Annotated in this window: 21 protein-coding genes; 9 read left to right on the top strand and 12 right to left on the bottom strand. The window is 65.7% G+C overall.

The features are described from left to right. Positions 1 to 35 precede the first annotated feature (35 nt). The 4 genes from KME78_RS28660 to KME78_RS28645 all read left to right on the top strand — a co-directional run bounded on the left by KME78_RS28660 (position 36) and on the right by KME78_RS28645 (position 2,373). On the top strand, positions 36 to 578 hold the full coding sequence (locus KME78_RS28660; protein ID WP_219532478.1) for a winged helix-turn-helix domain-containing protein: 543 nt from the start codon (positions 36 to 38) through the stop codon (positions 576 to 578). Continuing rightward, on the top strand, positions 503 to 1,114 hold the full coding sequence (locus KME78_RS28655) for a transposase (protein ID WP_308127169.1): 612 nt from the start codon (positions 503 to 505) through the stop codon (positions 1,112 to 1,114). Before KME78_RS28660 ends, KME78_RS28655 begins: the two co-directional genes overlap by 76 nt. A 333-nt stretch (positions 1,115 to 1,447) precedes the next feature. Continuing rightward, positions 1,448 to 1,912 carry a hypothetical protein gene (locus tag KME78_RS28650; RefSeq protein ID WP_219532476.1) on the top strand — a complete coding sequence of 155 codons (465 nt, stop codon included), beginning with the start codon at positions 1,448 to 1,450 and terminating at the stop codon, positions 1,910 to 1,912. Further along, positions 1,912 to 2,373 carry a DUF6197 family protein gene (locus tag KME78_RS28645; RefSeq protein ID WP_219532475.1) on the top strand — a complete coding sequence of 154 codons (462 nt, stop codon included), beginning with the start codon at positions 1,912 to 1,914 and terminating at the stop codon, positions 2,371 to 2,373. Before KME78_RS28650 ends, KME78_RS28645 begins: the two co-directional genes overlap by 1 nt. Before the next feature lie 96 nt (positions 2,374 to 2,469). Here KME78_RS28645 and KME78_RS28640 read toward each other — a convergent pair whose 3' ends face one another. Together KME78_RS28640 and KME78_RS28635 are read right to left on the bottom strand one after the other, a co-directional pair. Further along, complete coding sequence (locus KME78_RS28640) at positions 2,470 to 2,964, bottom strand: hypothetical protein (RefSeq protein ID WP_219532474.1); 495 nt, start codon at positions 2,962 to 2,964, stop codon at positions 2,470 to 2,472. A gap of 173 nt (positions 2,965 to 3,137) precedes the next feature. Beyond that, positions 3,138 to 3,473, bottom strand: a complete 336-nt coding sequence (locus KME78_RS28635) for a hypothetical protein (protein ID WP_219532473.1) — start codon at positions 3,471 to 3,473, stop codon at positions 3,138 to 3,140. 125 nt (positions 3,474 to 3,598) lie between these two features. On the opposite strand from KME78_RS28635, the gene KME78_RS28630 reads away from it, so the two are divergent. Next, complete coding sequence (locus tag KME78_RS28630; protein ID WP_219532472.1) at positions 3,599 to 4,609, top strand: hypothetical protein; 1,011 nt, start codon at positions 3,599 to 3,601, stop codon at positions 4,607 to 4,609. Between the two features lie 321 nt (positions 4,610 to 4,930). Further along, a complete protein-coding gene (locus KME78_RS28625; protein WP_219532471.1) occupies positions 4,931 to 5,524 on the top strand; it encodes a hypothetical protein in 594 nt (197 codons plus the stop codon). A gap of 230 nt (positions 5,525 to 5,754) precedes the next feature. Here KME78_RS28625 and KME78_RS28620 read toward each other — a convergent pair whose 3' ends face one another. Continuing rightward, positions 5,755 to 6,402 (bottom strand): hypothetical protein, encoded by a 648-nt coding sequence (locus KME78_RS28620; protein WP_219532470.1) that lies wholly within the window; start codon positions 6,400 to 6,402, stop codon positions 5,755 to 5,757. 439 nt (positions 6,403 to 6,841) lie between these two features. Further along, positions 6,842 to 7,624 (bottom strand): site-specific integrase, encoded by a 783-nt coding sequence (locus KME78_RS28615; protein ID WP_219532469.1) that lies wholly within the window; start codon positions 7,622 to 7,624, stop codon positions 6,842 to 6,844. 210 nt (positions 7,625 to 7,834) lie between these two features. Between KME78_RS28615 and KME78_RS28610 the strand changes: the two genes are divergently transcribed. Beyond that, the gene (locus tag KME78_RS28610; protein ID WP_219532468.1) at positions 7,835 to 9,457 is read left to right on the top strand and encodes an AbfB domain-containing protein; all 1,623 of its coding nucleotides are present in this window, start codon (positions 7,835 to 7,837) and stop codon (positions 9,455 to 9,457) included. Here KME78_RS28610 and KME78_RS28605 read toward each other — a convergent pair. Then, positions 9,438 to 9,839 carry an integrase core domain-containing protein gene (locus tag KME78_RS28605; protein ID WP_219532467.1) on the bottom strand — a complete coding sequence of 134 codons (402 nt, stop codon included), beginning with the start codon at positions 9,837 to 9,839 and terminating at the stop codon, positions 9,438 to 9,440. The genes KME78_RS28610 and KME78_RS28605 overlap by 20 nt on opposite strands. Positions 9,840 to 10,565: 726 nt before the next feature. On the opposite strand from KME78_RS28605, the gene KME78_RS28600 reads away from it, so the two are divergent. Beyond that, complete coding sequence (locus KME78_RS28600) at positions 10,566 to 10,757, top strand: hypothetical protein (RefSeq protein ID WP_219532466.1); 192 nt, start codon at positions 10,566 to 10,568, stop codon at positions 10,755 to 10,757. Here the strand turns inward: KME78_RS28600 and KME78_RS28595 are convergent, their stop codons facing one another. The 6 genes from KME78_RS28595 to KME78_RS28570 form a co-directional block, all read right to left on the bottom strand. Next, the gene (locus tag KME78_RS28595) at positions 10,758 to 11,246 is read right to left on the bottom strand and encodes a phospholipase A2 (RefSeq protein ID WP_219532465.1); all 489 of its coding nucleotides are present in this window, start codon (positions 11,244 to 11,246) and stop codon (positions 10,758 to 10,760) included. It abuts the gene before it with no gap. 566 nt (positions 11,247 to 11,812) lie between these two features. After that, positions 11,813 to 13,798 (bottom strand): AfsR/SARP family transcriptional regulator, encoded by a 1,986-nt coding sequence (locus KME78_RS28590; RefSeq protein WP_219532464.1) that lies wholly within the window; start codon positions 13,796 to 13,798, stop codon positions 11,813 to 11,815. Between the two features lie 390 nt (positions 13,799 to 14,188). Beyond that, positions 14,189 to 14,878 (bottom strand): response regulator transcription factor, encoded by a 690-nt coding sequence (locus KME78_RS28585; RefSeq protein ID WP_219532463.1) that lies wholly within the window; start codon positions 14,876 to 14,878, stop codon positions 14,189 to 14,191. Further along, a complete protein-coding gene (locus tag KME78_RS28580; RefSeq protein ID WP_219532462.1) occupies positions 14,848 to 15,969 on the bottom strand; it encodes a hypothetical protein in 1,122 nt (373 codons plus the stop codon). Before KME78_RS28580 ends, KME78_RS28585 begins: the two co-directional genes overlap by 31 nt. Beyond that, the gene (locus KME78_RS28575; RefSeq protein ID WP_219532461.1) at positions 15,962 to 17,089 is read right to left on the bottom strand and encodes a sensor histidine kinase; all 1,128 of its coding nucleotides are present in this window, start codon (positions 17,087 to 17,089) and stop codon (positions 15,962 to 15,964) included. The genes KME78_RS28580 and KME78_RS28575 overlap by 8 nt, the downstream gene beginning before the upstream one ends. Before the next feature lie 46 nt (positions 17,090 to 17,135). After that, on the bottom strand, positions 17,136 to 17,456 hold the full coding sequence (locus KME78_RS28570; protein WP_219532460.1) for a hypothetical protein: 321 nt from the start codon (positions 17,454 to 17,456) through the stop codon (positions 17,136 to 17,138). A gap of 146 nt (positions 17,457 to 17,602) precedes the next feature. Here KME78_RS28570 and KME78_RS28565 point away from each other — a divergent pair, with 146 nt between their 5' ends. Beyond that, positions 17,603 to 18,838, top strand: a complete 1,236-nt coding sequence (locus KME78_RS28565) for an alginate lyase family protein (protein WP_219532459.1) — start codon at positions 17,603 to 17,605, stop codon at positions 18,836 to 18,838. 273 nt (positions 18,839 to 19,111) lie between these two features. Here KME78_RS28565 and KME78_RS28560 read toward each other — a convergent pair whose 3' ends face one another. Continuing rightward, the gene (locus KME78_RS28560; protein WP_219532458.1) at positions 19,112 to 19,789 is read right to left on the bottom strand and encodes a hypothetical protein; all 678 of its coding nucleotides are present in this window, start codon (positions 19,787 to 19,789) and stop codon (positions 19,112 to 19,114) included. Positions 19,790 to 19,819 lie beyond the last annotated feature (30 nt).

The raw sequence follows: 19,819 nt of genomic DNA, 5'->3' as shown, positions 1-19,819 counted from the left end.
GTGACGGATAGCGCTCGGTGCGGTACGACCGTGGTATGCGGTATGGGCAAAGGGGTGGGTACACGCCCGCCGAGCAGGAACGGCGCGAGCGTGTACGGCTGCAGGCGGCCGAGTGGTTCGAGGCCGGGGAGTCGATCAAGACGGTTGCCGCGCGATTACGGGTGCACGAGCGGTCGGTGACGCGCTGGCGTAAGGCCTGGTTAGAGGGTGGGACACAGGCGCTGCGCTCCAAAGGGCCGGTGTCGAAGGAGAAACTGTCGGCGCAGCAGTGGCAGCGGCTGGAGGCCGAGCTGCGACGCGGACCGCTGGCCTGGGGATACGCCGAGAATCAGTGCTGGACGCTGGGCCGGGTCAAGACGCTGATCGGGCGGCTGTTCCACATCGGCTACACCATCGAGGGCGTGGGCAAGCTGCTGCATCGCCATGGCTGGTCGGTGCAGGTGCCGGTCCGGCGGGCGATGGAGCGCGATGAGAAGGCTATTGCGGCATGGAAGGCCGAGGTGTGGCCGGCGGTAAAAGCACCGCGGCGGACCTGGGCGCCTACCTGTGCTTCGAAGACGAGGCAGGCCAGGGGCTGAGGCCGCCGAAAGGACGCACCTGGGCGCCGGTCGGCGCCCGGCCGGTGATGACGGTGCGCGGCAAGGGCTCGGGCCGGGTGAACATGGCCGGCGTCGTGGCCTACCGGGACGGCGAGCGGCCGCACCTGTTCTACAAGCTGCACATCTACCACGGCCGCAAGGGCGAGCCCAAGACGTTCTCCTGGGCCGACTACCGGGACCTGATCGTGGCCACCCACCAGCATCTGGGCGCTCCGCTGGTGTGGTGCTGGGACAACCTGAATGTGCACCTGGCCGGACAGCTCGCCGATTTCGCCGCCGAGCACGCCGATTGGCTGCGCATCGTCCAACTGCCCGCCTATGCGCCCGAACTGAACCCCGCCGAGGGCGTCTGGTCTCTGCTCCGCCGGGCCATGACCAACTTCGTCGTCGCCGACCTGGCCGGACTCGTCCGGATCGTCAAGCGCAAGCTGAAGAAGATCCAGTACCGGCCCCACCTGCTCACCGGCTGCCTGGCCCAGACCGGACTCACCCTCGACACCCCGGCAAAGTCATGACCGACTCTACGAATTCAACCTGTGTAGCTGGGATATGGATACAACGCATGTCCGCGGCTACATGAACAGCCTAGGCCGAACTGAAGTTGTCTCTGCAATTCATTGCCAAGGAGGAGCCGGCGCCGCACTGCTTCCCGGCATCGGGCGCCGGCCTCCTGGCCAGACCACGCGAAAGGAGGTGGCCATGTTCAGCATGCCACCCATCGACGATGTTCACACCTTCTGGGTGCCACAACGACACTTATATCGGTTGCTCCACTCTCTATCGACAGAGGTCGTTCGACTGACTCTCGCCACCGCTCTGAGGCCGGTCGCGCTGCTCCAGGCGACCGCTTGGGCAAGGCGACTGACTCCAGCCCGAAGCAACTTGACAAGCTTGCACGATCGGAGTCAAGGCTGATGGCTGACACTCTCCGTCTATCCCCCGACGGCCCCCACAACGACGACTACACCTGCCAGGTCGCCGCCGCCTCTTCGGAGGCAGTCCGTGTGCTCAACCACGCCACGCTCTTTCACGCTGGCGTCACCCACCCATCCACCGTCAACGACGTACTCGGCGCTATTAGCCGCGCCACGGCCGGGCTCGACCAGCTACTACGACAGCTCGGCGAGGCGCTACGTCGCATGCAGGCATCCACGCAATTGGGCGATGACCGTGGCAATCCCGTCGAGCGAGTTGACAGAGCTCTGTCAGAGCTGAAAGCCGCTCGCGCGGCAGCCCGCACGCTCGCCGCCCGACTGGAGCGCGCCTTCAACGCCACCGCTGGCCTACATCTGACGGATGGAAGGGAGGATTGATGGGCGTCCCCCATGAGACGTACTCAGCCAAAAACGAGCCTGTCACCGGTGGCGCACCGCCCGGCCGATTAACGCTCAGCCCTGCAGCCATCCTCGCCCAAGCCGCGGACCTGATCGAACGCAATGGGCTCGCTCATGGCGCCTACGACGGACGACAACACGGCCTGAAGGTGCAGAACGCACCCATCTGCACGCTTGGTGCCATCGCCATCGCGGTCGGAGCCGAAGCGTATGCCTGGGACAACGCTGATCTCTGGAAGCGAGAGCTTGCAACTGCCGCTGTAGCGGTTGATACCCTCCTCGACTTTCTTGGCTTCGACCTTGAGGAGACGAGCGACGAGACGCTCAGCTCGTGGAACGACACTCACAGTGCCATCGCCGTTGTACACGAGCTTCGTGCCGCCGCCCGCGAAGCCACTCGCCACGAGGTCAACACGAAGGGGGCCGCGCAACTCCCCTGATGTCATCTGATCCGGGCCTGAGCCGGAGCACAAGTATTATCGCCGTACGGGGTCGTTTGGAGTTACACGTGAGCCCCCCTCCGAGAGGCGGCCTGATCAACGCGGCGGCACCGGCAACATCACCGGCTCAGGATGCCCGTCCCAAGAAACCTTGATTTGATCGGGAACAGCATGGGCGAGGCTTCCCGCCATCATGAAGCTCACCGACTCACCCGGCCTCACGGCGGCGTCCTCTGGCAGCTGCGTGGCCACCTGTTCTACGCCTTTGCCGCTGACCGTGACGCCGGTAGCAATGGCGGTGCCTGTGTTTCGCAGGAGGAACCGATCCTTGCGGCGTTCGAGCTCCCACAAGACGTGCCGCTCCTGCTCGCGCTCCACCTGAGATCGCGGTGCGGATTCGAGCTGGAGACGAAGCGCAAGTTCGGCAAGCGCTTTCGCTCGTTCGTCGGCGTTCGCCGACCGCATGGCTGCCAGCGCGCCGTTCTTCTGCCATTTCAGGCCCAGCAGCGAGATGATGAACGCCGCGAGAGAGAAGAGGAACGACAAGACAATCGCAACCCAGGCGGGGGCATCTCCCCAGTCGATGGTCATGTCGGGACCGTAGCGACTTGATCTCAGACCGTGTAGGCCCTATTCGACCCCGTGTTTTCTCGACCCGCTGCAGAGGCGGAGCGAGAAGCGGGCGCTCACAAAGATGCTCGTCTCTGTGGAACATACGAAGGAGCCCCGCCCCCGTCGTAGCAGAGCGGGGCTGCTGGCTGCGACTAGCCGATGCCGCCGGGGGCCGTGTACTTGCCTTCTGCATCCCGACGCGTCCCGTACCGAAGCGTTCCCTCGGTCATACCTGCGACTCCGCAGGCGTCAGCGAAGTCCTTTATGTCGAAGTTCGGGTCCGCGTGCCCCAGAACCTGCGCGACCACCCACATGACGTTGGTCTTCACGAAGCGCGTTTCCTGGAGGTCGAGCACCCGCACGCTCTGCTTGCCGGCTCCGTCGTGCTCCCTCTTGTGACCTGCTCGGTCGAGGCGATACGGGGCGTCGTTCCAGTCGTGGTTGTCGATCTCTGCCGCGAATTCGCGGGCAAGACGGCTGAGTGCCATCGATGTCCCTCCTAATAGGACTGGCGGCCTTGTGACCCTCCGAATAGGTCGCCGCACGGATGTGACTCTACAGAACAAAGAGGAGCTCTGGCGGACAACAGCCAATCCGGTCAACCATTAGAGGTATGCGCGAGGAGCATCCGGTGGTTCTGATCGCCCCTGACCATATTCCGGAGGAACTGGGCGGCAGCTACGCTGACGCATGCCGAGCCCTCGAACTGGAACCGGAGCCCGGCGGGTACGCCGTCTACCTCATCGACGAGCTGAACACGCGCGCGATACTGGTCAGTGCCGACACCGCGCCGCTGCGCGAGACCAAGCCCGACCTACGGCCTGGCGACCACGCCTGGTTCGCCGCCAACCGGGTCGCCATCATGAGCGTTCTCACCAGCCCGGGCGTAGTGGGGCTCAGGCTCGGCTGGCCCGTCGAGCTGGGTGGAGACCCGCGCTGCCAGTTCTGCCGCGACCCAGAGCCTGCATGGGTGTACGAGGGAGCTGACGTGCGTGTCCGCCTGGGCAAGCCCCTGCTAGACATCGGCCCTCCGGACGTGCTCGGCACCGACGTGGTTGGCGTGATGGACTGGACAACCTGCCAGGCGTGCCACGAGCTCATCCAGGCGAGCGAGCCAGCGTCCTACCAGCAGCTGCTCCAACGCTATGGAGATGAGCTGCCCCCGATGCCGCTGCAGGCCGCCTGGCGCGAATTCTGGATCAATCACCGACGACGCGCCCGGCCATGCCTGCGGCCGCCCTGGACGGCCGCACGGCGACGGCGAATGGCCCATGACATCCGCACTCACTGGACCGACTGGCGGGCCCGTTTTCCCTTGGACCAGGTGACCTTCACCGGCGAGCCGCTCCCCGAGTTGGCGGGCATGGACGCCGCGCTGGATGCTGCCCGCACCTACCTGGATGACCCGCCTCCTTTCGGCCGGGTCCGCGCTTATCCGGCCACCGACGCCGCACCGGAGTTGGTGCGCGCCGATGGCAACGACTGGAGCCTGATTGGCGCCCTCGGGGACGACCCTGCTGCCTTCGCTCTATTGGACTCTGCCCCCGAGACGCTGCACCCGGCGCGTGGGCCGCAGACCACCATCCTCCTCCGTGGCTTGGCGTTGCTCGCCCACTCAAGCTAGCCGTGTGATGGATGCCGCATTCGGCGACTCAATGTCTTCAGCGGTCCAAGGCCCTTACTCCTCGGCCACCTTGCGGGCATAGGCTAGAATCACTGGGCCATCGGTCACGGCGTCTCATTTCGCAGGTCAAGCCACCGCTTGCTGTCGTCCCACATGTGTATCCGCTAGTCCAAAAGGTGTCTTGGCGGGACCTCTTCCGCGTCATACCTTCATTGTGTGGGCCGACGCCGAGAGATCCCAGCCGCCGTACAAGCCGCACTCTGGGCACTGAGTAACGGACACTGCTACGCACCAGCCTGCCCCTTCCCTGTCGTCTACGAGGTGCGACCCGGCGTCTTCAAGAAGAACGCCCAAATAGCACATATATATGCAATCAAGTCAGGCGCTGCTCGTTATCGCCCATGCCGTACGCGCGAGGAGGAGCGAGAGCGGGACTCCTTTAAGAACCTCGTGCTTGTATGCCTGGCTCACCACGCAGCCATCGACGACAAAAAGGACGGGGAGCGGCTCTATCCGCCAGAGCTCCTTTCCAAGTGGAAACGGGAGCACGAAGGGAAGCACGGCCCTCAGCTCGCCAGTATCGGACCAATCAGCGAAGAAGTTCTCGAAAGCCTCCTCACTTCAGCCTTCACTCCACCAGTCACCCGTCTAGAGCAGATCGCGGACCAGCTCGAGCGTACTGGCACTCTCAACGCGGAGACTCTCGGTGAACTGCGCCAGATCATCGCCGTGATGCAGGAGATTCCCGGAGGTCCAGACGCCCGAACAGCGAGCAACCTAGCGTTCGCCGCAGACGTGTTCTCTAATCTCGACCTTCGGAGGTCGGCGACCTCGCTCGGCCATGCTGCAGACGTCCTTCCAAGCATTCTGAAGGACTTGGATGCCAAGATCAGGCGGCTTGGAGACATGATGTGACCCTTGTGAGGCAGCACAGGGCAAAGATGACGCCCGTGATCGAGCGACTGGTACGGCAGATGGTCTTGCTTCCAAGCACGATCACCCCTCTGGGAGAGCGTGATAACCAGCTACGGCGACACCACCGTGATGATGTCGATGCGTTGGTTCGTCGGTGACGCAGCGAAGATGTGGCCCAACACCTCCGACGCTGGCGCGAGAATCTTGTAAACGATGTGATCAATATCGCCTTACAGTAGTTTGGTCTTGCCGGCGTCGTTGGTCTGCCAACAATTCCCCGCGTCGTCCTTAAAACACACCACTACTCGTAGATGAGGAACGTCTGCTTCGTCAATGCCTGGATGAACGAAGTAGGCCGTAGCACCACGGGGAAGGTAGTCAAGCCGCGGCTCGTATTGCAATCGTTCGCGGCCTTGTATCCAGCAGTACCGTGCTGCAATGTCTCCAAACTCGGAATCCACGTTCATGATGGGTGAGTCCGATTCGTTAGTCACTCGGACATAGGCCGCCGGGTAGACGGAGCTAGCGTTCGCACCCTGCGATCGATTGATGAGCGACACCAGGGTGATCGTCTCGTTGCCGGGGTCGACCTCCCCCGTACGGACCGCGATCCGCCTGGCTTGCGCGAGATACGCGCGCCGCCGATTCTCCTCTTGCTCACGATCATGCTGTTCTCGGCGGTCACGGTCTTCTTCGAGTTGCTTGATCTGCTCCTTGAACACCGCGTTTTGGCTCTTGTACGCCTTTGTAGCCACAATAAGAGTACCTACAGCAGCCACCGCGGCGGCAAGGGCGAGCGCAGCGGTTGCGAAGGTGCTCCAGGCTGATAGCTGGTCAGCCCAGTTCGGAGGATCGGCAAGAAGCATGGTGACCATCATGCAGGAGTCTCATTCTTAACCTGCCTGGCCTGCGACACTGATCTCTTCCTAGCCGCGGGGATGCTCGATCATACCTGCCTGGGCGGTTCCACCGTCATCTCGGCTGGACCCGAGCCACGTACCGCTAGGAGCGGAGACCTTTCATCGACATTGGGGGTAGCCGAGAATCGGAGACAGGGAGACCGTAGGGAGACCGGCAGTTCTAGACGGTCTCGGCTTCGCACGGCTTTTGTGTCACCGATTGGTCGATGCGCTAGTCTTCTACCTGCGCAAACACCGGAGCGTGACATTATCCGTCACCGTCCGAAACGGAGCGCTGCGGACTTTTAATCCGTAGGTTCCGGGTTCGAGCCCCGGGCGCCCTACCACCTCCGCCTGCGGTTCCTTCCCTTATGGGAAGGTTGCGCTGATCGTGAGACACATGTGGGTCACACCTGGGTCACTTGGTCAGGCCGCCGCCTTCCGGAGATTGCGGGCGGTCCTGCGCGCCTTGCCCAGGACCAGCCGCGCGATCGCCTGGGCTGAGCGGTGATACACCTCTGGCAGCACTGAGGTGTAGATGTCGGAGGTCACCACGATGCTGCACGACCCGCAGGTCGGAGCCGCAGGCCAAGGCAAGGCTGGCGGTGCCGCTCGGTCTGCTCGTGACGGCGCAGCAAGCGAACAGTTTCCGTATCCAGGACGATGATCCGCTGGCTGGCGGCGCTTTCGGCGGGCAGACGATCACCCCGGCGTCGGTGCGCACCAGTTGCCGGTTGACGGCCAGTTCCCGCCGGTCCAGGTCCAGGTCCAGGTCGATCCAGCGTAGCCCGGCTGCCTCTCCGCGGCGTAGCCCGCGCAGCGCGATCAACTGCCACAGCACGTGCAGCCGATCGTGTCGGGCGAAGGTGAGGAACTCGGCGAGTTGATCGGCGGTCCACACCGCCACCGTCGGGTGTTCGCCCTCGCGCCGCCAGGCGGCCACCCGCCGGTCGGTCCACACCTGCGGATACGGCCGGGAGGACGCGGGCAGCCGGGTCATGCGTGCCGGGTTGGAGGCGATCAGGCCCTCACGCACTGCGGCGTTCAATGCCGCGCGCAGCGTGGCGCGGATGCGGTGCAGGGTGGAGGGCGCGATCGGCTTGCCGTAGCGGGTGCGCCGTCCGGCGAGGGCGGCGAACATGCGGCCGATGTCCCGGGTGGTCAGCTGGGTCGCGTCCGAGATGCGGTGCAAATAGATCACGAGCGTAGGTTCCGTGTTGAACCTCGTACTCGGCGATCAACTCAGCGAGGTGAAACGGCACAACCTATGTAAACCAGTGAGTACCAGGAGAAACCAGACGAACGGCGATATTCTGCGCCCGCCGGATGGAGCGGACATCCGGAAAAGTGTTATGGGGTCGCCCCCAGCCAGTCTCCTCGGGACAAGAGATCGTCTCGCGAAAGGACTCACATGGTTCTCCACACCAGCCGACGGAGCCTGCTGAAGGCCGCGGCCGGGATCGCGGTGCTGCCGGCGCTGCCCTCCGTGGCGCGGGCGTCGTCGGCGGCGGCGTTCAAGCACCCGGGGCTGCTGCACACCCAGGCGGACTTCGACCGGATCGCGGCCGCGGTGCAGGCGGGAGCGCAGCCGTACAAGAGCGGGTGGGACAAGCTCGTCGCCAACGGGCACTCCAAGAGCACGTGGAAGGCGCGCCCGCTGGAGACGGTGGTGCGCGGTGGGACCGGGCAGAATTACGTGCAGTTCTACAACGACGTGCACGCCGCCTACCAGAACGCGCTGCGCTGGAAGATCTCCGGTGAGAAGGCGTACGGCGACGCCGCCCGGGACATCCTGAACGCCTGGTCGGGCATGTTGAAGACGATCACCGGCAACGCCGACCGGTTTCTGGCGGCGGGCATCTACGGCTACCAGTTCGCCAACGCCGCCGAGCTCATGCGCGGCTACCCGGGCTTCAACGTCGAGCGGTTCCAGAAGATGCTGCTGAACATCTTCTACCCGGTGAACGACAACTTCCTGCGTGAACACAACGGTGCCTGCATCACCAACTACTGGGCCAACTGGGACCTGTGCAACATGGCCTCGGTCATGGCGATCGGGCTGTTCTGCGACGACCAGGCCAAGTTCGAGCGGACCGTCGACTACTTCAAGAACGGCAAGGGCAACGGGTCCATCATGAACGCCATCCCGTTCCTCCACCCGGGCGGTCTCGCCCAGTGGCAGGAGAGCGGGCGCGACCAGGGGCACACCATGATGGGCATCGGCCTGATCGGCACCATCGCGGAAATGGCCTGGAACCAGGGCGTCGACCTGTACGGCTACGCCGACAACCGGATCATGAAGGCGGCCGAGTACGTCGCCAAGTACAACCTGGGCCAGGACGTGCCGTTCACCACGTATAAGTGGGGCCTCGGCACGAAATGCGCCCCCCGGGAGCAGACGGTCATCTCGAGCACGGCGCGCGGCCAGGACCGTCCCGTGTGGGAACTGCTCTACAACCACTACGCCAACCGGCGCGGGCTGGCGTTGCCGTACACGAAGGCGTACGCCGAGCGGGTGCGGGCCGAGGGCGGTGGCGGCGACTACGGGCCGAACAGCGGCGGGTTCGACCAGCTCGGCTTCGGAACCCTGCTGTTCACCCGCGCCGCCGCCTCCGACGGGGGCGGCGGCGGCGCGCTGCCGACCGGGGTGACACGCACCCTCCAGTCGATCAACTTCCCGAAGGAAGGGATCGCCGTCTCAGGTGCTCTCGGCGTTCTCGGGGAGGCGGCGCCGCTGCGGATCGTGCCCGGCCTGGCCGACGCCAAGGGCTACTCGTTCATGGACGGGGACGGCCGCTACCTGCGGCACAAGGATTACCGGCTGCGGTTCGACGCCGACAACGGCACCGAGCTGTTCGAGCGGGACGCGACCTTCCTCGCCCGGCCGGCCTCGGGCGCGGGGAGGGTGCGGCTGGAGTCGCTCAACTATCCCGGCCGGTTCATCCGCCACCGCCACCGCCAGCTGTGGCTCGACAAGGACCAGGACACCTCCGCCTTCCGAGCCGACAGCACCTTCAAACCTGCCACTTCCTGATCACCTGCGCACCTCGCGCACGACGATTCATCCTGTGGGTGCCGAATATCGTGTCTCCTCGTGCGACCTGCGCGTATTCGTGGAGGAGGCCGCCGAGCCGGTCTCGCCGAGTGACCTTGATGTCGGCGTCGACTGGATCGGGTAGCGCTCGCAGTGGGCTGGCCTGCTTCAGAGCTCGGTGCGGACGATGCCTATTGAAGTGGGTCTCGTACTCGGCGAGGACCTTGCGCAGGTGGCGTTCGTTCATGATGAGGATCCGGTCGAGTAACTCGCGCCGTACGCTGCCGACCCACCGCTCCATGATCGCATTCATCCGAGGGGCCTGGGGCGCGGTGAGCACCACGCGGATGCCCTCGGTCGTGAACACCTCATCGAACAGCACGGTGTACTTGCTGTCCCGGTCTCTGATCAGGTATCGGAAACCACTGATCCGATCGCCCAGGTCGAGTACCAGGTTGCGGGCCTGCTGGGCAACCCAGCCGGCGGTGGGGCGCGCCGTGACCCCGGCACGTGGACCCGCCGGGTGGCGTGCTCGACCACAGCGAAGCAGTACAGCCGCGCAAGCATCACTGTCTCCACGCTGAAGAAGTCGCAGGCAAGAATCCCGGACGCTTGAGCCTTGAGAAGACCCACCGACGCAACAGCAGCACGACCACGAGCCAAAAGACACTCATCACCACAGCACCCGCAGCCACGGCTTCTCACCGTTTCCCCCTCAAACCTCTACAAGCACGAAACGCTTACGCCACTGCCTACTATCCTGACCGACCAGATGATCCGCAGTGGAGTGCACAAGAGCGTCCAGTCCCTGGAGCAGGACATCCGGGACTGGATCGCTCAGTGGAACGACAATGCCCGCCCCTTCGTGTGGAAGAAGACCGCCGAAGAGATACTTGAATCCCTCGCTAAATATCTCCGACGAATTTCCGGCGCATGACACCAGCGGCGTCTCCGGGGTGCAGAAGGCGGAGCTGTCGCTGACCGGCCGGCGCGGACTCGGAGTACGGCTACCGGCTGTCCCGTTTCTTCTTCGCCGGGCCGCTGGTGCTCGGGCGCTTTCAGGAGCGCGTGGCCCTCGTCATCACCGAACGGACAGGGCGCAGGGACCATGAGGCCTACGTTCGCGACAACCGGGTGCACGTCTACTACCGCCGGGGGGAGACACGAGGAGGCCAGGGAGTCCTGGCGGGAGTCGCTGGAGCTCCTGCGCGAAGCCCGCCTCCTCGCCCCCGTCGAGGTGGCGGGCTACCTCGCGCAGCCGGTCCCGGACACGCCGGAACCGATCAGGAACCAGCTGTGACTATCCGAACAGCTTGACCGCGGCGTAGAACTCGTACGCCACGGTCTTGCAGGCAGTCTTCTTCGCGCCGGAGAAACTCTTGTCGCACGTCCTCTTCATATCTCCGTAGAATGCCAAATCCACGCCCTTCTTGTACGTATTCTTCCAGCTGCTCGTACTCGCGAGTTTCTTGACATTTCTGTAGCCGAAGTCGTGTCGGGTGCAGGGAATCAGGAAAACGAACTTCCAGGAGTCGGCGTTCTTTATTCCCTTCGGCACCGAGCAGCCGTTGGAACTCCAGTCGAACTTGTAGGCCTTGACGGCCTCGGTGTTCCGGTTCACACGAGCCTTTACCCACTTGTCGAAGCTGGACTTGGAGTCCAGCGTGAGCTGCACTGCCATCATGAGCCGCTCCGCCTTGCTCTTGCCAAGTGCCACGGCCTGCGCCGGAGTGGCCAGCGCGGCGCTCGCTGCCAGAGCTGCCACGGTAACGGCCAGTGTCTTTTTCATGGTTACTCTTTTCTTTGCCTGGAGGAGTACTGAAAAAGAGTCGCAGCGCCGCTGGACCTACCGCAACAAAACATGTCGCGATGGCTGAAGAAACATACCCCAGACATACCGGCTCACGGAATTCAGGCCGGATTGAGGTATTCACGGCTTCTTTGGATTGTCGTGCGGCAGGGCCCCGGAAAAGTTAGTTGATCATGTGAGCCCGAGGATGGTCAGGGGGCGGGTGGCGTCTCGGGAGAGGTGCCGGATGGCTTGGGCGAGGTTGGTCGCGCCGGTCAGGCGTAGAGCGCCGATGGCGAGGTTGCGCAGGGCGGCCTTGCGGGGTGCGTTGCCGGTGGGGGCTTGGGAGGGGTCTTCGCCGTAGGCGACGTCGCGGACGTAGCCGAGCCGGTTTTTCGATGCTCCAGTGGCCGTGGATACAGGTGGCGAGGTCGGCGGGGCCGGCAGACCGGGCGGCGTGGTCCCGCGTACCTTGGCGAATACGTCGATGACGACCAGGCGCGCGCCTGGTCGTCATCGAGCCCATCTCGGATTGTGACCTCACGCCGCCAGTCAGGTTGGTAGCTCTATGAGCCGGCCCTTACGCCAGGAGAGCCAATTGGTGGTTGCGGCGAGACATTGTGCGGTGGCCGCGGCGCCGGAGGCGACTGCTGCCTGCCGGTCGATGGCGAGGAGGCTGTCACGTTCGTTCGCGACCCAGCTGTTCGCCTCGCCCGGGGTGGCGAGCCAGGACCGCGCTGATCGCCGGGCACGTGACGGGCGGCCTGCTCGCCGGCGTAGAGGCGGATCAGGTGGTGCATCCGGTAGCGGCCGGGCCCGGCGGATTCGACAAGGCGGGCGTCCAAGAGATGGTCGAGGGCGGCTTCCGCACGGTGTTCCGGCCATTCGGTGAGAGCGGACGCGGCAGCCACCGTGTGGGTGGGGGTTTCCAGGACGCCGAGCAAGAAGAATGCGTGGGCGGCGTCGTGACCTGCAGGATCTTTCGGAAGGTGCTGGAGGCTGACCGCGATGCTGTCCCGTATCGACAGGTCGGCGTGTTCGAGGGCATCGAGGCGGCGGCCTGGGTGGGCGAGCTGATCGGCCAGATGGGACAACGTGCGATCGGGGCGAGCAGCCAGGCGCGCCGCCGAGATGCGGAGCGCGAGAGGAAGGCCGCTACAGTGCCGTACGATCTGGCGTGCCGCTTCCGGCTCGGCACAAACTCGGTCTGGATCCACGAGGCGGGCGAACAGCGCGGCCGCGTCGGCTTGGTCGAGCCCAGTCAAGTGCAGATGCCTCGGCATATCGAGTGAGGCCATGATCTGGCGGCTGGTGATGATGACCGCGCACGCGGGCCCGGCGGGAATGAGAGGCCGGACCTGGCTCGCGTCGAACGCGTCATCGAGGATGATCAGGAGGTTGCGCGTCGAGGTAAGGGAGCGGTATCGGTCGGCGGCCTCGTCCAGGGTGGGCGGTATGGCGGCACCGTCGAGCCCGAGTGAGCGCAGCACCCGGCTCAGAGCTTCGATCGGCGACAGCGGCTGGAATCCGGCGGTGGCGGCGCGCAGATCGACGTAGAGAACGCCGTCAGCGAAGTGATCGGCGATGGCGTGCGCGGCGTGGACTGCCAGCGCGGATTTGCCGATCCCACCGGGGCCATGTATCGCAACGACGGCTGGCGATGCGCGCACGGTGTCGGTGAGCGTCTTGCGCAGCCAGGCGATTTCGGTGGCGCGCGCGGTGAACGCCCGGGTGTCGGCGGGGAGTTCGGCCGGAATGACGGGCTTGGTGAGCATGGTTCGCTGCGCCGGGGAGGGGAGGTCGAGTGCAGGATCTCGCCGGAGTACCGCCTGCTGCAGCCGACACAACACCGCTCCTGGTTCGATGCCCAGCTCATCGACCATGACGCGGCGAGTCTCCTGGTACACCGCGAGGGCTTCGGACGATCGGGAGGCCCGGTACAGCGCCAGCATCAGCTGGGCGCGAGGGCGTTCCCGAAACGGGTGGGCCTCGGCGTGGGCCGTGAGTGCCGGCACCAACGCGTGATGATCACCGGCCGCCAGGCGGAGGTCGCTATGGTCTTCCAGTGCGGTCAGGTGCTCCTCTTCCAGGCGGGCTGACTCGATCTGGGCCCATGAGGCGGTTATGTCGGCCAGCGCGTTACCCCGCCACAGAGCCAGAGCCCGCTGGAACAGTGCGTCCGCCCTCGCGATCTCGCCCTGGGCCCGCGCGGCGCGTGCCTGGTGGGCCAGGAGCGTGAACAGGTGGGCGTCGATGCGCTCGCACGCGAGGTTCAGCTGGTAGCCGCCGGAGACGGTCGCGATGATGTCGTCGCCTTGGTGCGGTGAGAGTACGCCGCGAAGCTTCGACACCACGATGTGCAGTTGTTTGCCTGCCGTCGTCGCTGTGCTCTGGCCCCATACTTGGGTAAGGAGTTCCTCTGCGGGGACCGGCTGCCCAGCGCTCAATGCCAGCCTGGTCAAGACCCCAACCCGCCGTTTACCGGTTACCTTCACCGGCTCACCGTTCGCCGTGGCCTCCCATGGCCCAAGGAATTTGATCTTCAGTCCCATCAGGGCTTTTCCTGTCCTCTTGGATAGCCGACGTGAAGGGCAGAAGACATCTGCTGGTAAGTGCAGGACAGCCGGCTCGTGTTGGAACGGTGTCATCGCCCGGTGGCGGCGCTGTCTCCCATCAACGCCGCCGCCGACTCCGTCTAGGTGCCGGTGCACGTTTCCGCGTTCGACATCGATCCAGAACTAGTCGATCACTTCACACACGAATCCTCACCTGTGCGAGCAATCGTGAACGCGCCCATCGCGAAGATCAACGGCAGTCAGGAACCTTTCCATCGCTTTCACATCCACCCCTGCTGACCCGTCGCAGAGGGTATCCGCACGGCTGCGCCGCGACTGATCACCACTCTACGAAGGCGCAGGGCGCACCGGTGTCAGGTGATCGCCCTACATCGGGATAACCGTTTGATTGAGCTCGGCGAGCGTGATGAGTCCGTCATCGAGGGCGCGGCCGACGAGCTCACTCTTGGTACGAGCGGCCCGCCCCACGTTGGCGTACTTCACCCGCACCCGCGCGATATAGGTGTCAACGGTCTTGACAGTGATGTTGAGCTTCGCGGCGACGAGTTCCTTGGACGAGGACACGAACCACGCCCGCAGCACTTCCGTCTCGCGCTGGGACAGGCGCGGCCGGCCAGGATCGTCGTCGGCGATGAGCGCCCCGGACAGCGACGGAGGGGTGTAGGGCTCGCCCCGCCCGGCCGCCCGGATGGCGGGTACCAGGTGGTCAGGTCCCTCGCGCTTGGTCAGGTAGGCGAGCGCGCCGAGGTCTACACACTTGATGGCGGTCGCATCGTCGGTGTGCTGGGAATACACGATCACGCGCCTGCCGCTGTCTACCAGCCTGCGAAGCTCGCCGAAGTCCGGTCGGCGCGGCACCAGCTCCAAATCGAAGATCACCACCTCGGCGGCGGCGCCAGGGCCGGTCCAGACATCAGCGAGCCGGTCCCCGGCATCGATGAGATTGATCGGCGGCACGGCTTGGGAGCACCAGGAGCGCACACCTGCGGCGATGGCCGCGTGATCGTCCACGATCACCGCGGTGATCAGCTCGTCCGCTGCCGAATCGGCTGCCATCGGGCCTCCATCCAGACCGTATCGTCGTTCTTCAACGCCTCGACCCGTACGCCGGGTGTCACAGGGCTCGGCACGTTCACCTCACCGCAGTCCGCGACCACACTGACCGACACCAGGTCCGCACTGCCCACGACGGTGACCCGTGCCCGAGAGACGGCGGTGGCGAGGACGATGAGCACCGCCTCGGTGAGATCGCGCCGAACGGCCACGGGCGGCTCGGGCCACTGACCGCGTGCGTCCAGTTCCACCACGACGCCCTTGCGGTCCGCCACGTCAATGCAGTGGCGCAGTTCGTGCAACAGGGGATTCGCGACAGTGTCGGTCTCGGCGAACAGTCTCCGCATCCGGGCCGCCTCGATGGCGCACCGCCGCTGGACCACCGGGTCCTCGGGACGCAACGAGCCGTCGGCGAGCCCCTCCAGGAGCGGGACCGTGGTCGCCGACAGCGCGGCGAACCGCTGCTGCCTTCGGCGGTGGGACTCCGCTGCGACGGCCTCGGCGATGCGTACCTGCTCGATCTCCCTGCGGGAGGTCGCCGCCGCCGCGCTGAGGCCGCGCATGACGGCCGCCACCACGGCCACGCACAAAGGAAGGCCGAACACGGTCACCGAGCCGGTGGCGAACCGTGCCAGGTCCTTCCGACTGGGGTCATCGAGAAGGAGCAGGTGGAGCAGGGCGGTGAGCTCGTGGGCCAGCAGAAACGACGCGGCGGTCCGCAGTGGGCGATCGAGCAGTACGACGACGCCCACCCAGTTGGCGGCGCCAAAAATCCAATCCACGGTGGTCGATGTACGCCCATCAGGCAGGGTCACATACGACAGCGCGGACGCGCTGAGCACGATGGCGATGGCGGGCCCGCGCAGCCGACCCCACGAACGCCCTCGGACGAGCAGCGTCGCCTCGCCGGCGAGCACGGCTCCCAGCGCTGCCAAGGCGGCCAGCTGCGTGAGCGGTGACTCATAGGCGTCCAAGTGATGCAGTAAGTTGGCCAGTCCGAGCCCGAACACGGTTACCATGGCGACGAGCAGCGTGGCGATCCGCAGGCCGTGCCTCAGCTGCGCACGCGTCACCTCTTCGACGGTGTCACTCATGGCCGGCATGCCATTCCAGCCGTACGAGGGTGCCCTCGCCCTCGGCGGAGGTGATCGTGGCCGTGCCGCCGACGCGGCTCATCCTGCCGCGCACGGACTCGCGTATGCCGCGCCGGGTGGCCGGCACGTCCGTCGGCGAAAATCCCTTCCCCTGGTCGGCGATGTCAAGTCGCAGCGTCCGCGCGTCCCCACGCAGCCGGACGGTCGCGCGCGTCGTGCCCGCGTGGCGACGTACGTTGGTGAGGGTTTCCCGTGCCGCGTCGGCGATCATCCTGGCGACGTCGAACGGAAGCCGCAACTGCGCGGGGGCTTCGAACTCCACGGTCAGATGCGTGGCGTCGAGGTCGGCGCGCAGCAGGTCGACGAGGTCGGCGTCCTGCTGTGCCCGCCCGCTGTCGGAGCGCAGCCTGTCCAGATCGCGGCGCGCCTGCGATGCCAGCCAGTCCGCGTCCGAACGCACCTGCCCGATGCCGACCATCAACAGGGTCGTCGCCGCCGTGTCGTGTAACGCGTTGGCGAGCTCGCGTTCCTCGGCACGAATTGCCGCGGCCACCAGCGACTCGCCGCGCGCCCGCACGGCCTCGGCCGCCATTTGGTCGGCCCGTTTCGCGGCGCGCTGGACGAGCACCCAAGCCGCTCTGGACAGCGCGGCCGCCGGCACCATCCACACCGTCCCTCTGATCAGGCTCGCGTCCGTGTCCGCCGCTCCCGCCGCGGTGAGGAGGACCGCCGCCCCGCCCCCGGCCGCCAGCGCCGCCGCGCCGCCTGCCAGTGGCGAAGTGTGCCACTGGCACGTCACACAGGCGAAAGTGGCCAGAAGCCGCAGCCACCCGGTGTTCCTGTCCTCGACGGCGCCGGTCAAGAAGACACTCGCAAACAGCCCCAGCAGGACGACCACGTCCAGGCCCACCGGCCCACTTCCCCGGCCCGAGCGCAGCCACCACGCGTATCCGCAGGTCCAGGCGGCAGCGACGCCGACCACGTACGCGGTGGTCGTCAAGTGCCCGGAAGGGGCACGGAACAGGGCGATCCCGCAGATCGGAACCAGCGTCGCCAGACGCACTGCGGCCGCATACCGGCGGCCGAAGCGCACCAGCAGCCGCGCTGCTTCCCCAGCCACCCGTCACCTCTCAGCTCACCCGCTCGCGATCTCGCTGTGACGCAGCCTAACGAGTCGCCCTGTCCATCCGAGGATGACGGTGATTGCCGCGATCGACGCTGAGCCGAAGGGAGAAGTCCTGGGCGCTGCCGAACGGGACGTCGTGCAGCGTCCATGTGCGCGCCTTGCCGTACAGCGTGAGTTCCAGACCTGATGCCACCAGGACGTTTCTGCCGTCCGCGTCGAGGATTCTGCCGGTTTTCTCGCCCTTCCAGGTGACCCTGCCCGTGGCCGGATCGTCCTCGTCGTCGTCTTGCCGGAATTCTGACCCCGAGAGGTGTCCAACCGTGGGTCCGGTATGCGGCGGGTATATCGGGCCCATGCTCACGGCATGATCGCCTTGACGGCTGATCCGGCGGCTAGCGGAATGGGCGTCCTCATCTTGGAAGGAAGCCCGTGCGTCTCGCTCGTCCTCTTGCCGCCACCATGCTCGTGGTCGGCGCTTTATCCGTCCCGCAACCTGCACAGGCTGCCGTGTTCAAGCATCCTGGCGTCCTGGTCAGCCGCGCTCAGCTCGACTTCGTCAGAGCCAACCTCGGTAACGAGCCGTGGAAGTCTGCCTGGAACGACCTGCAAGGCAGTCCCTATGCCTCGCTGTCCTACACGGCCAAGCCCCGCGCGGACGTGGAGTGCGGCCCGTCGTCGAATCCCGACAACGGCTGCTCGGACGAACGCAAGGATTCCATGGCGGCCTACACGCACGCCCTGCGGTGGTACCTCACCAAGGACTCCCGCTACGCGCAGAAGGCGATCCAGATCATGGACGCCTGGTCGGCCGTGATCACCAAGCACACCGGGAGCAACGCGCCGCTGCAGACCGGCTGGGCGGGCGCTAACTTCTCCCGCGCCGCCGAGCTCATCAAGCACACCTACACCGGATGGACCCAGGCCGGCCGGTTCGCCGGCAAGCTGCGCACCGTGTACCTCCCGCCCCTGATCGCCGGAAGGCCCAACAACAACGGCAACTGGGAACTGATCATGACAGATGCCGCTATCGGCATCGCCGTGCATCTGGACGACCGGGCCTCCTTCGACCGGGCCGTCACGACCTGGCGCGGCAGGCTGCCCGCCTACATCTACCTCGAGACAGACGGCTCGCTGCCCAAGGCGCCGCCGGGTAGCACGTACAACACCAAAGCAGAGATCATCGACTACTGGCACGGGCAGACCAAGTTCGTGGACGGGCTGACCCAGGAGACCTGCCGCGACTTCTGGCACACCGGATGGGGCCTCGCGGCCATCTCCCACGTCGCGGAGACGGCCCACCACCAGGGCGTGGACCTCTACGCCACGGCAAAGCACCGGCTGCGACGCGCTATGGACCTGCACGCCCGTCTGCAACTGGGCGGGACGGTGCCGTCCTGGCTGTGCGGCGGAAAGGTCACCCGCGACCTCGGGGAGCACTTCGAAGTCGGCTTCAACGCGCTGCACAACCGTCTTGGATACGACGACATTCCCTACGCCAAGCAATGGGTCGAGAAGAGCCGCCCCGCCGGGGTGTCACACTTCCTGGGCTGGGAGACCCTCACCCACGCGCAGAACCCGCGCTACGCCGGGATGGGTGGGTCGGCCACACCGGACTTCGACGCCGACGGCGTGGGCGACCTCTTCTCAGCCGCCAAAGGAACGCTGACCATCTGGAACGGCAAAGGCGGCAACAAGTTCGGCCCGACCACCGCGATCGGCCCCGGCTGGTCACCATACTTCTGAGGGCCTCCGGCACAGCGAGGTCCCACACCACCCTACGGCGGCGCGCCGCGCCGCCGTACCCGACGAACACCGACCACCGGCCCTGTGGGTGCCGAGAACTCGGCCGCCCTATGCGACCTGCGCGTATTCGTGGACCAGCCCGCGGCCTGGCCCAGGGAGCGATGTGGACGAGGAGCGCGAGGTGGCGTCTTGAGGATGCGGATGCCCGCGGCCGTGAAGACTGCAACTCCCTCGGCTACAGCTCGTCGGGATCTTCCGGTACTCGAATGGCTTCTAGACGGTGGTACTCATCCTCTCCGTTGCGTCGCCGGGATTCTCGGTGCGGGTTGCGGTAGCAAGGGCCAGGAGCACGCCCCACGCGGCGACCAATATCGCGACCAATGAGTTCCACCAGTTCGGTGTCAGCCAGGGGAAAGAGCCGACGATGAATGCGACTGCGGCAAAGATGCCGACAGCTCGCCCGATCAGTCCGGCGCGTGTTGACCAGCTGAGCGCGACCGCAGCAACGGCGAACCCTAGGAACGCCAGATGCAGGGCGCCGAACGTCGAGCTGACGACCAGTGCTAGAACCTCGGCTGACAGTTGAATCTCGAACACCGGGTAGACCAGACGCCCCACCGCGAGCAGTAGGACGACGAGGGCGACGAGGGCGGCCGTGAGAGCGGTCACTCCCACGTTGATCCGCGCCGACGGTTCGGCCTTGCGCGTGCCGAAGAGGCCGCGGGCACCGGCTCCCCAGCAGATGACCGCGAAGAACAGCAGCTCGTCGCTCCACGACAGTAGCGAGTGACCGCGCTCGACCCACGCCGTCATTGCAACCGCCTCGGAAGGCGCGCTAGGGAGCAGCGACAACAGCAGAAGGGCGACGCCGGTGAGGAGCGCCCCAACGATCATCAGCCAGCGGTGCACCCGTGAGTCAATCGCTTGGCGCGACGTCGCGTCTTGTACCATCGGATCACCTACCGTACCCGTCATCCGTTT

The sequence above is a fragment of the Nonomuraea guangzhouensis genome (assembly GCF_019396345.1).
Lineage (GTDB): Bacteria > Actinomycetota > Actinomycetes > Streptosporangiales > Streptosporangiaceae > Nonomuraea > Nonomuraea guangzhouensis.
The sequence above is the reverse complement of the archived record's forward strand: the minus strand, read 5'-3'. Positions and strand labels throughout refer to the sequence as shown.

What these genes read in the sequence shown, in the direction of transcription:
- KME78_RS28660 (WP_219532478.1), top strand. Translation starts at nt 36, where the DNA reads ATGCGGTATGGGCAAAGGGGTGGGTACACGCCCGCCGAGCAGGAACGG.
- KME78_RS28645 (WP_219532475.1), top strand. Translation starts at nt 1,912, where the DNA reads ATGGGCGTCCCCCATGAGACGTACTCAGCCAAAAACGAGCCTGTCACC.
- KME78_RS28640 (WP_219532474.1), bottom strand. Translation starts at nt 2,964, where the DNA reads ATGACCATCGACTGGGGAGATGCCCCCGCCTGGGTTGCGATTGTCTTG.
- KME78_RS28635 (WP_219532473.1), bottom strand. Translation starts at nt 3,473, where the DNA reads ATGGCACTCAGCCGTCTTGCCCGCGAATTCGCGGCAGAGATCGACAAC.
- KME78_RS28630 (WP_219532472.1), top strand. Translation starts at nt 3,599, where the DNA reads ATGCGCGAGGAGCATCCGGTGGTTCTGATCGCCCCTGACCATATTCCG.
- KME78_RS28620 (WP_219532470.1), bottom strand. Translation starts at nt 6,402, where the DNA reads ATGATGGTCACCATGCTTCTTGCCGATCCTCCGAACTGGGCTGACCAG.
- KME78_RS28610 (WP_219532468.1), top strand. Translation starts at nt 7,835, where the DNA reads ATGGTTCTCCACACCAGCCGACGGAGCCTGCTGAAGGCCGCGGCCGGG.
- KME78_RS28600 (WP_219532466.1), top strand. Translation starts at nt 10,566, where the DNA reads ATGAGGCCTACGTTCGCGACAACCGGGTGCACGTCTACTACCGCCGGG.
- KME78_RS28595 (WP_219532465.1), bottom strand. Translation starts at nt 11,246, where the DNA reads ATGAAAAAGACACTGGCCGTTACCGTGGCAGCTCTGGCAGCGAGCGCC.
- KME78_RS28590 (WP_219532464.1), bottom strand. Translation starts at nt 13,798, where the DNA reads ATGGGACTGAAGATCAAATTCCTTGGGCCATGGGAGGCCACGGCGAAC.
- KME78_RS28585 (WP_219532463.1), bottom strand. Translation starts at nt 14,878, where the DNA reads ATGGCAGCCGATTCGGCAGCGGACGAGCTGATCACCGCGGTGATCGTG.
- KME78_RS28580 (WP_219532462.1), bottom strand. Translation starts at nt 15,969, where the DNA reads ATGAGTGACACCGTCGAAGAGGTGACGCGTGCGCAGCTGAGGCACGGC.
- KME78_RS28560 (WP_219532458.1), bottom strand. Translation starts at nt 19,789, where the DNA reads ATGGTACAAGACGCGACGTCGCGCCAAGCGATTGACTCACGGGTGCAC.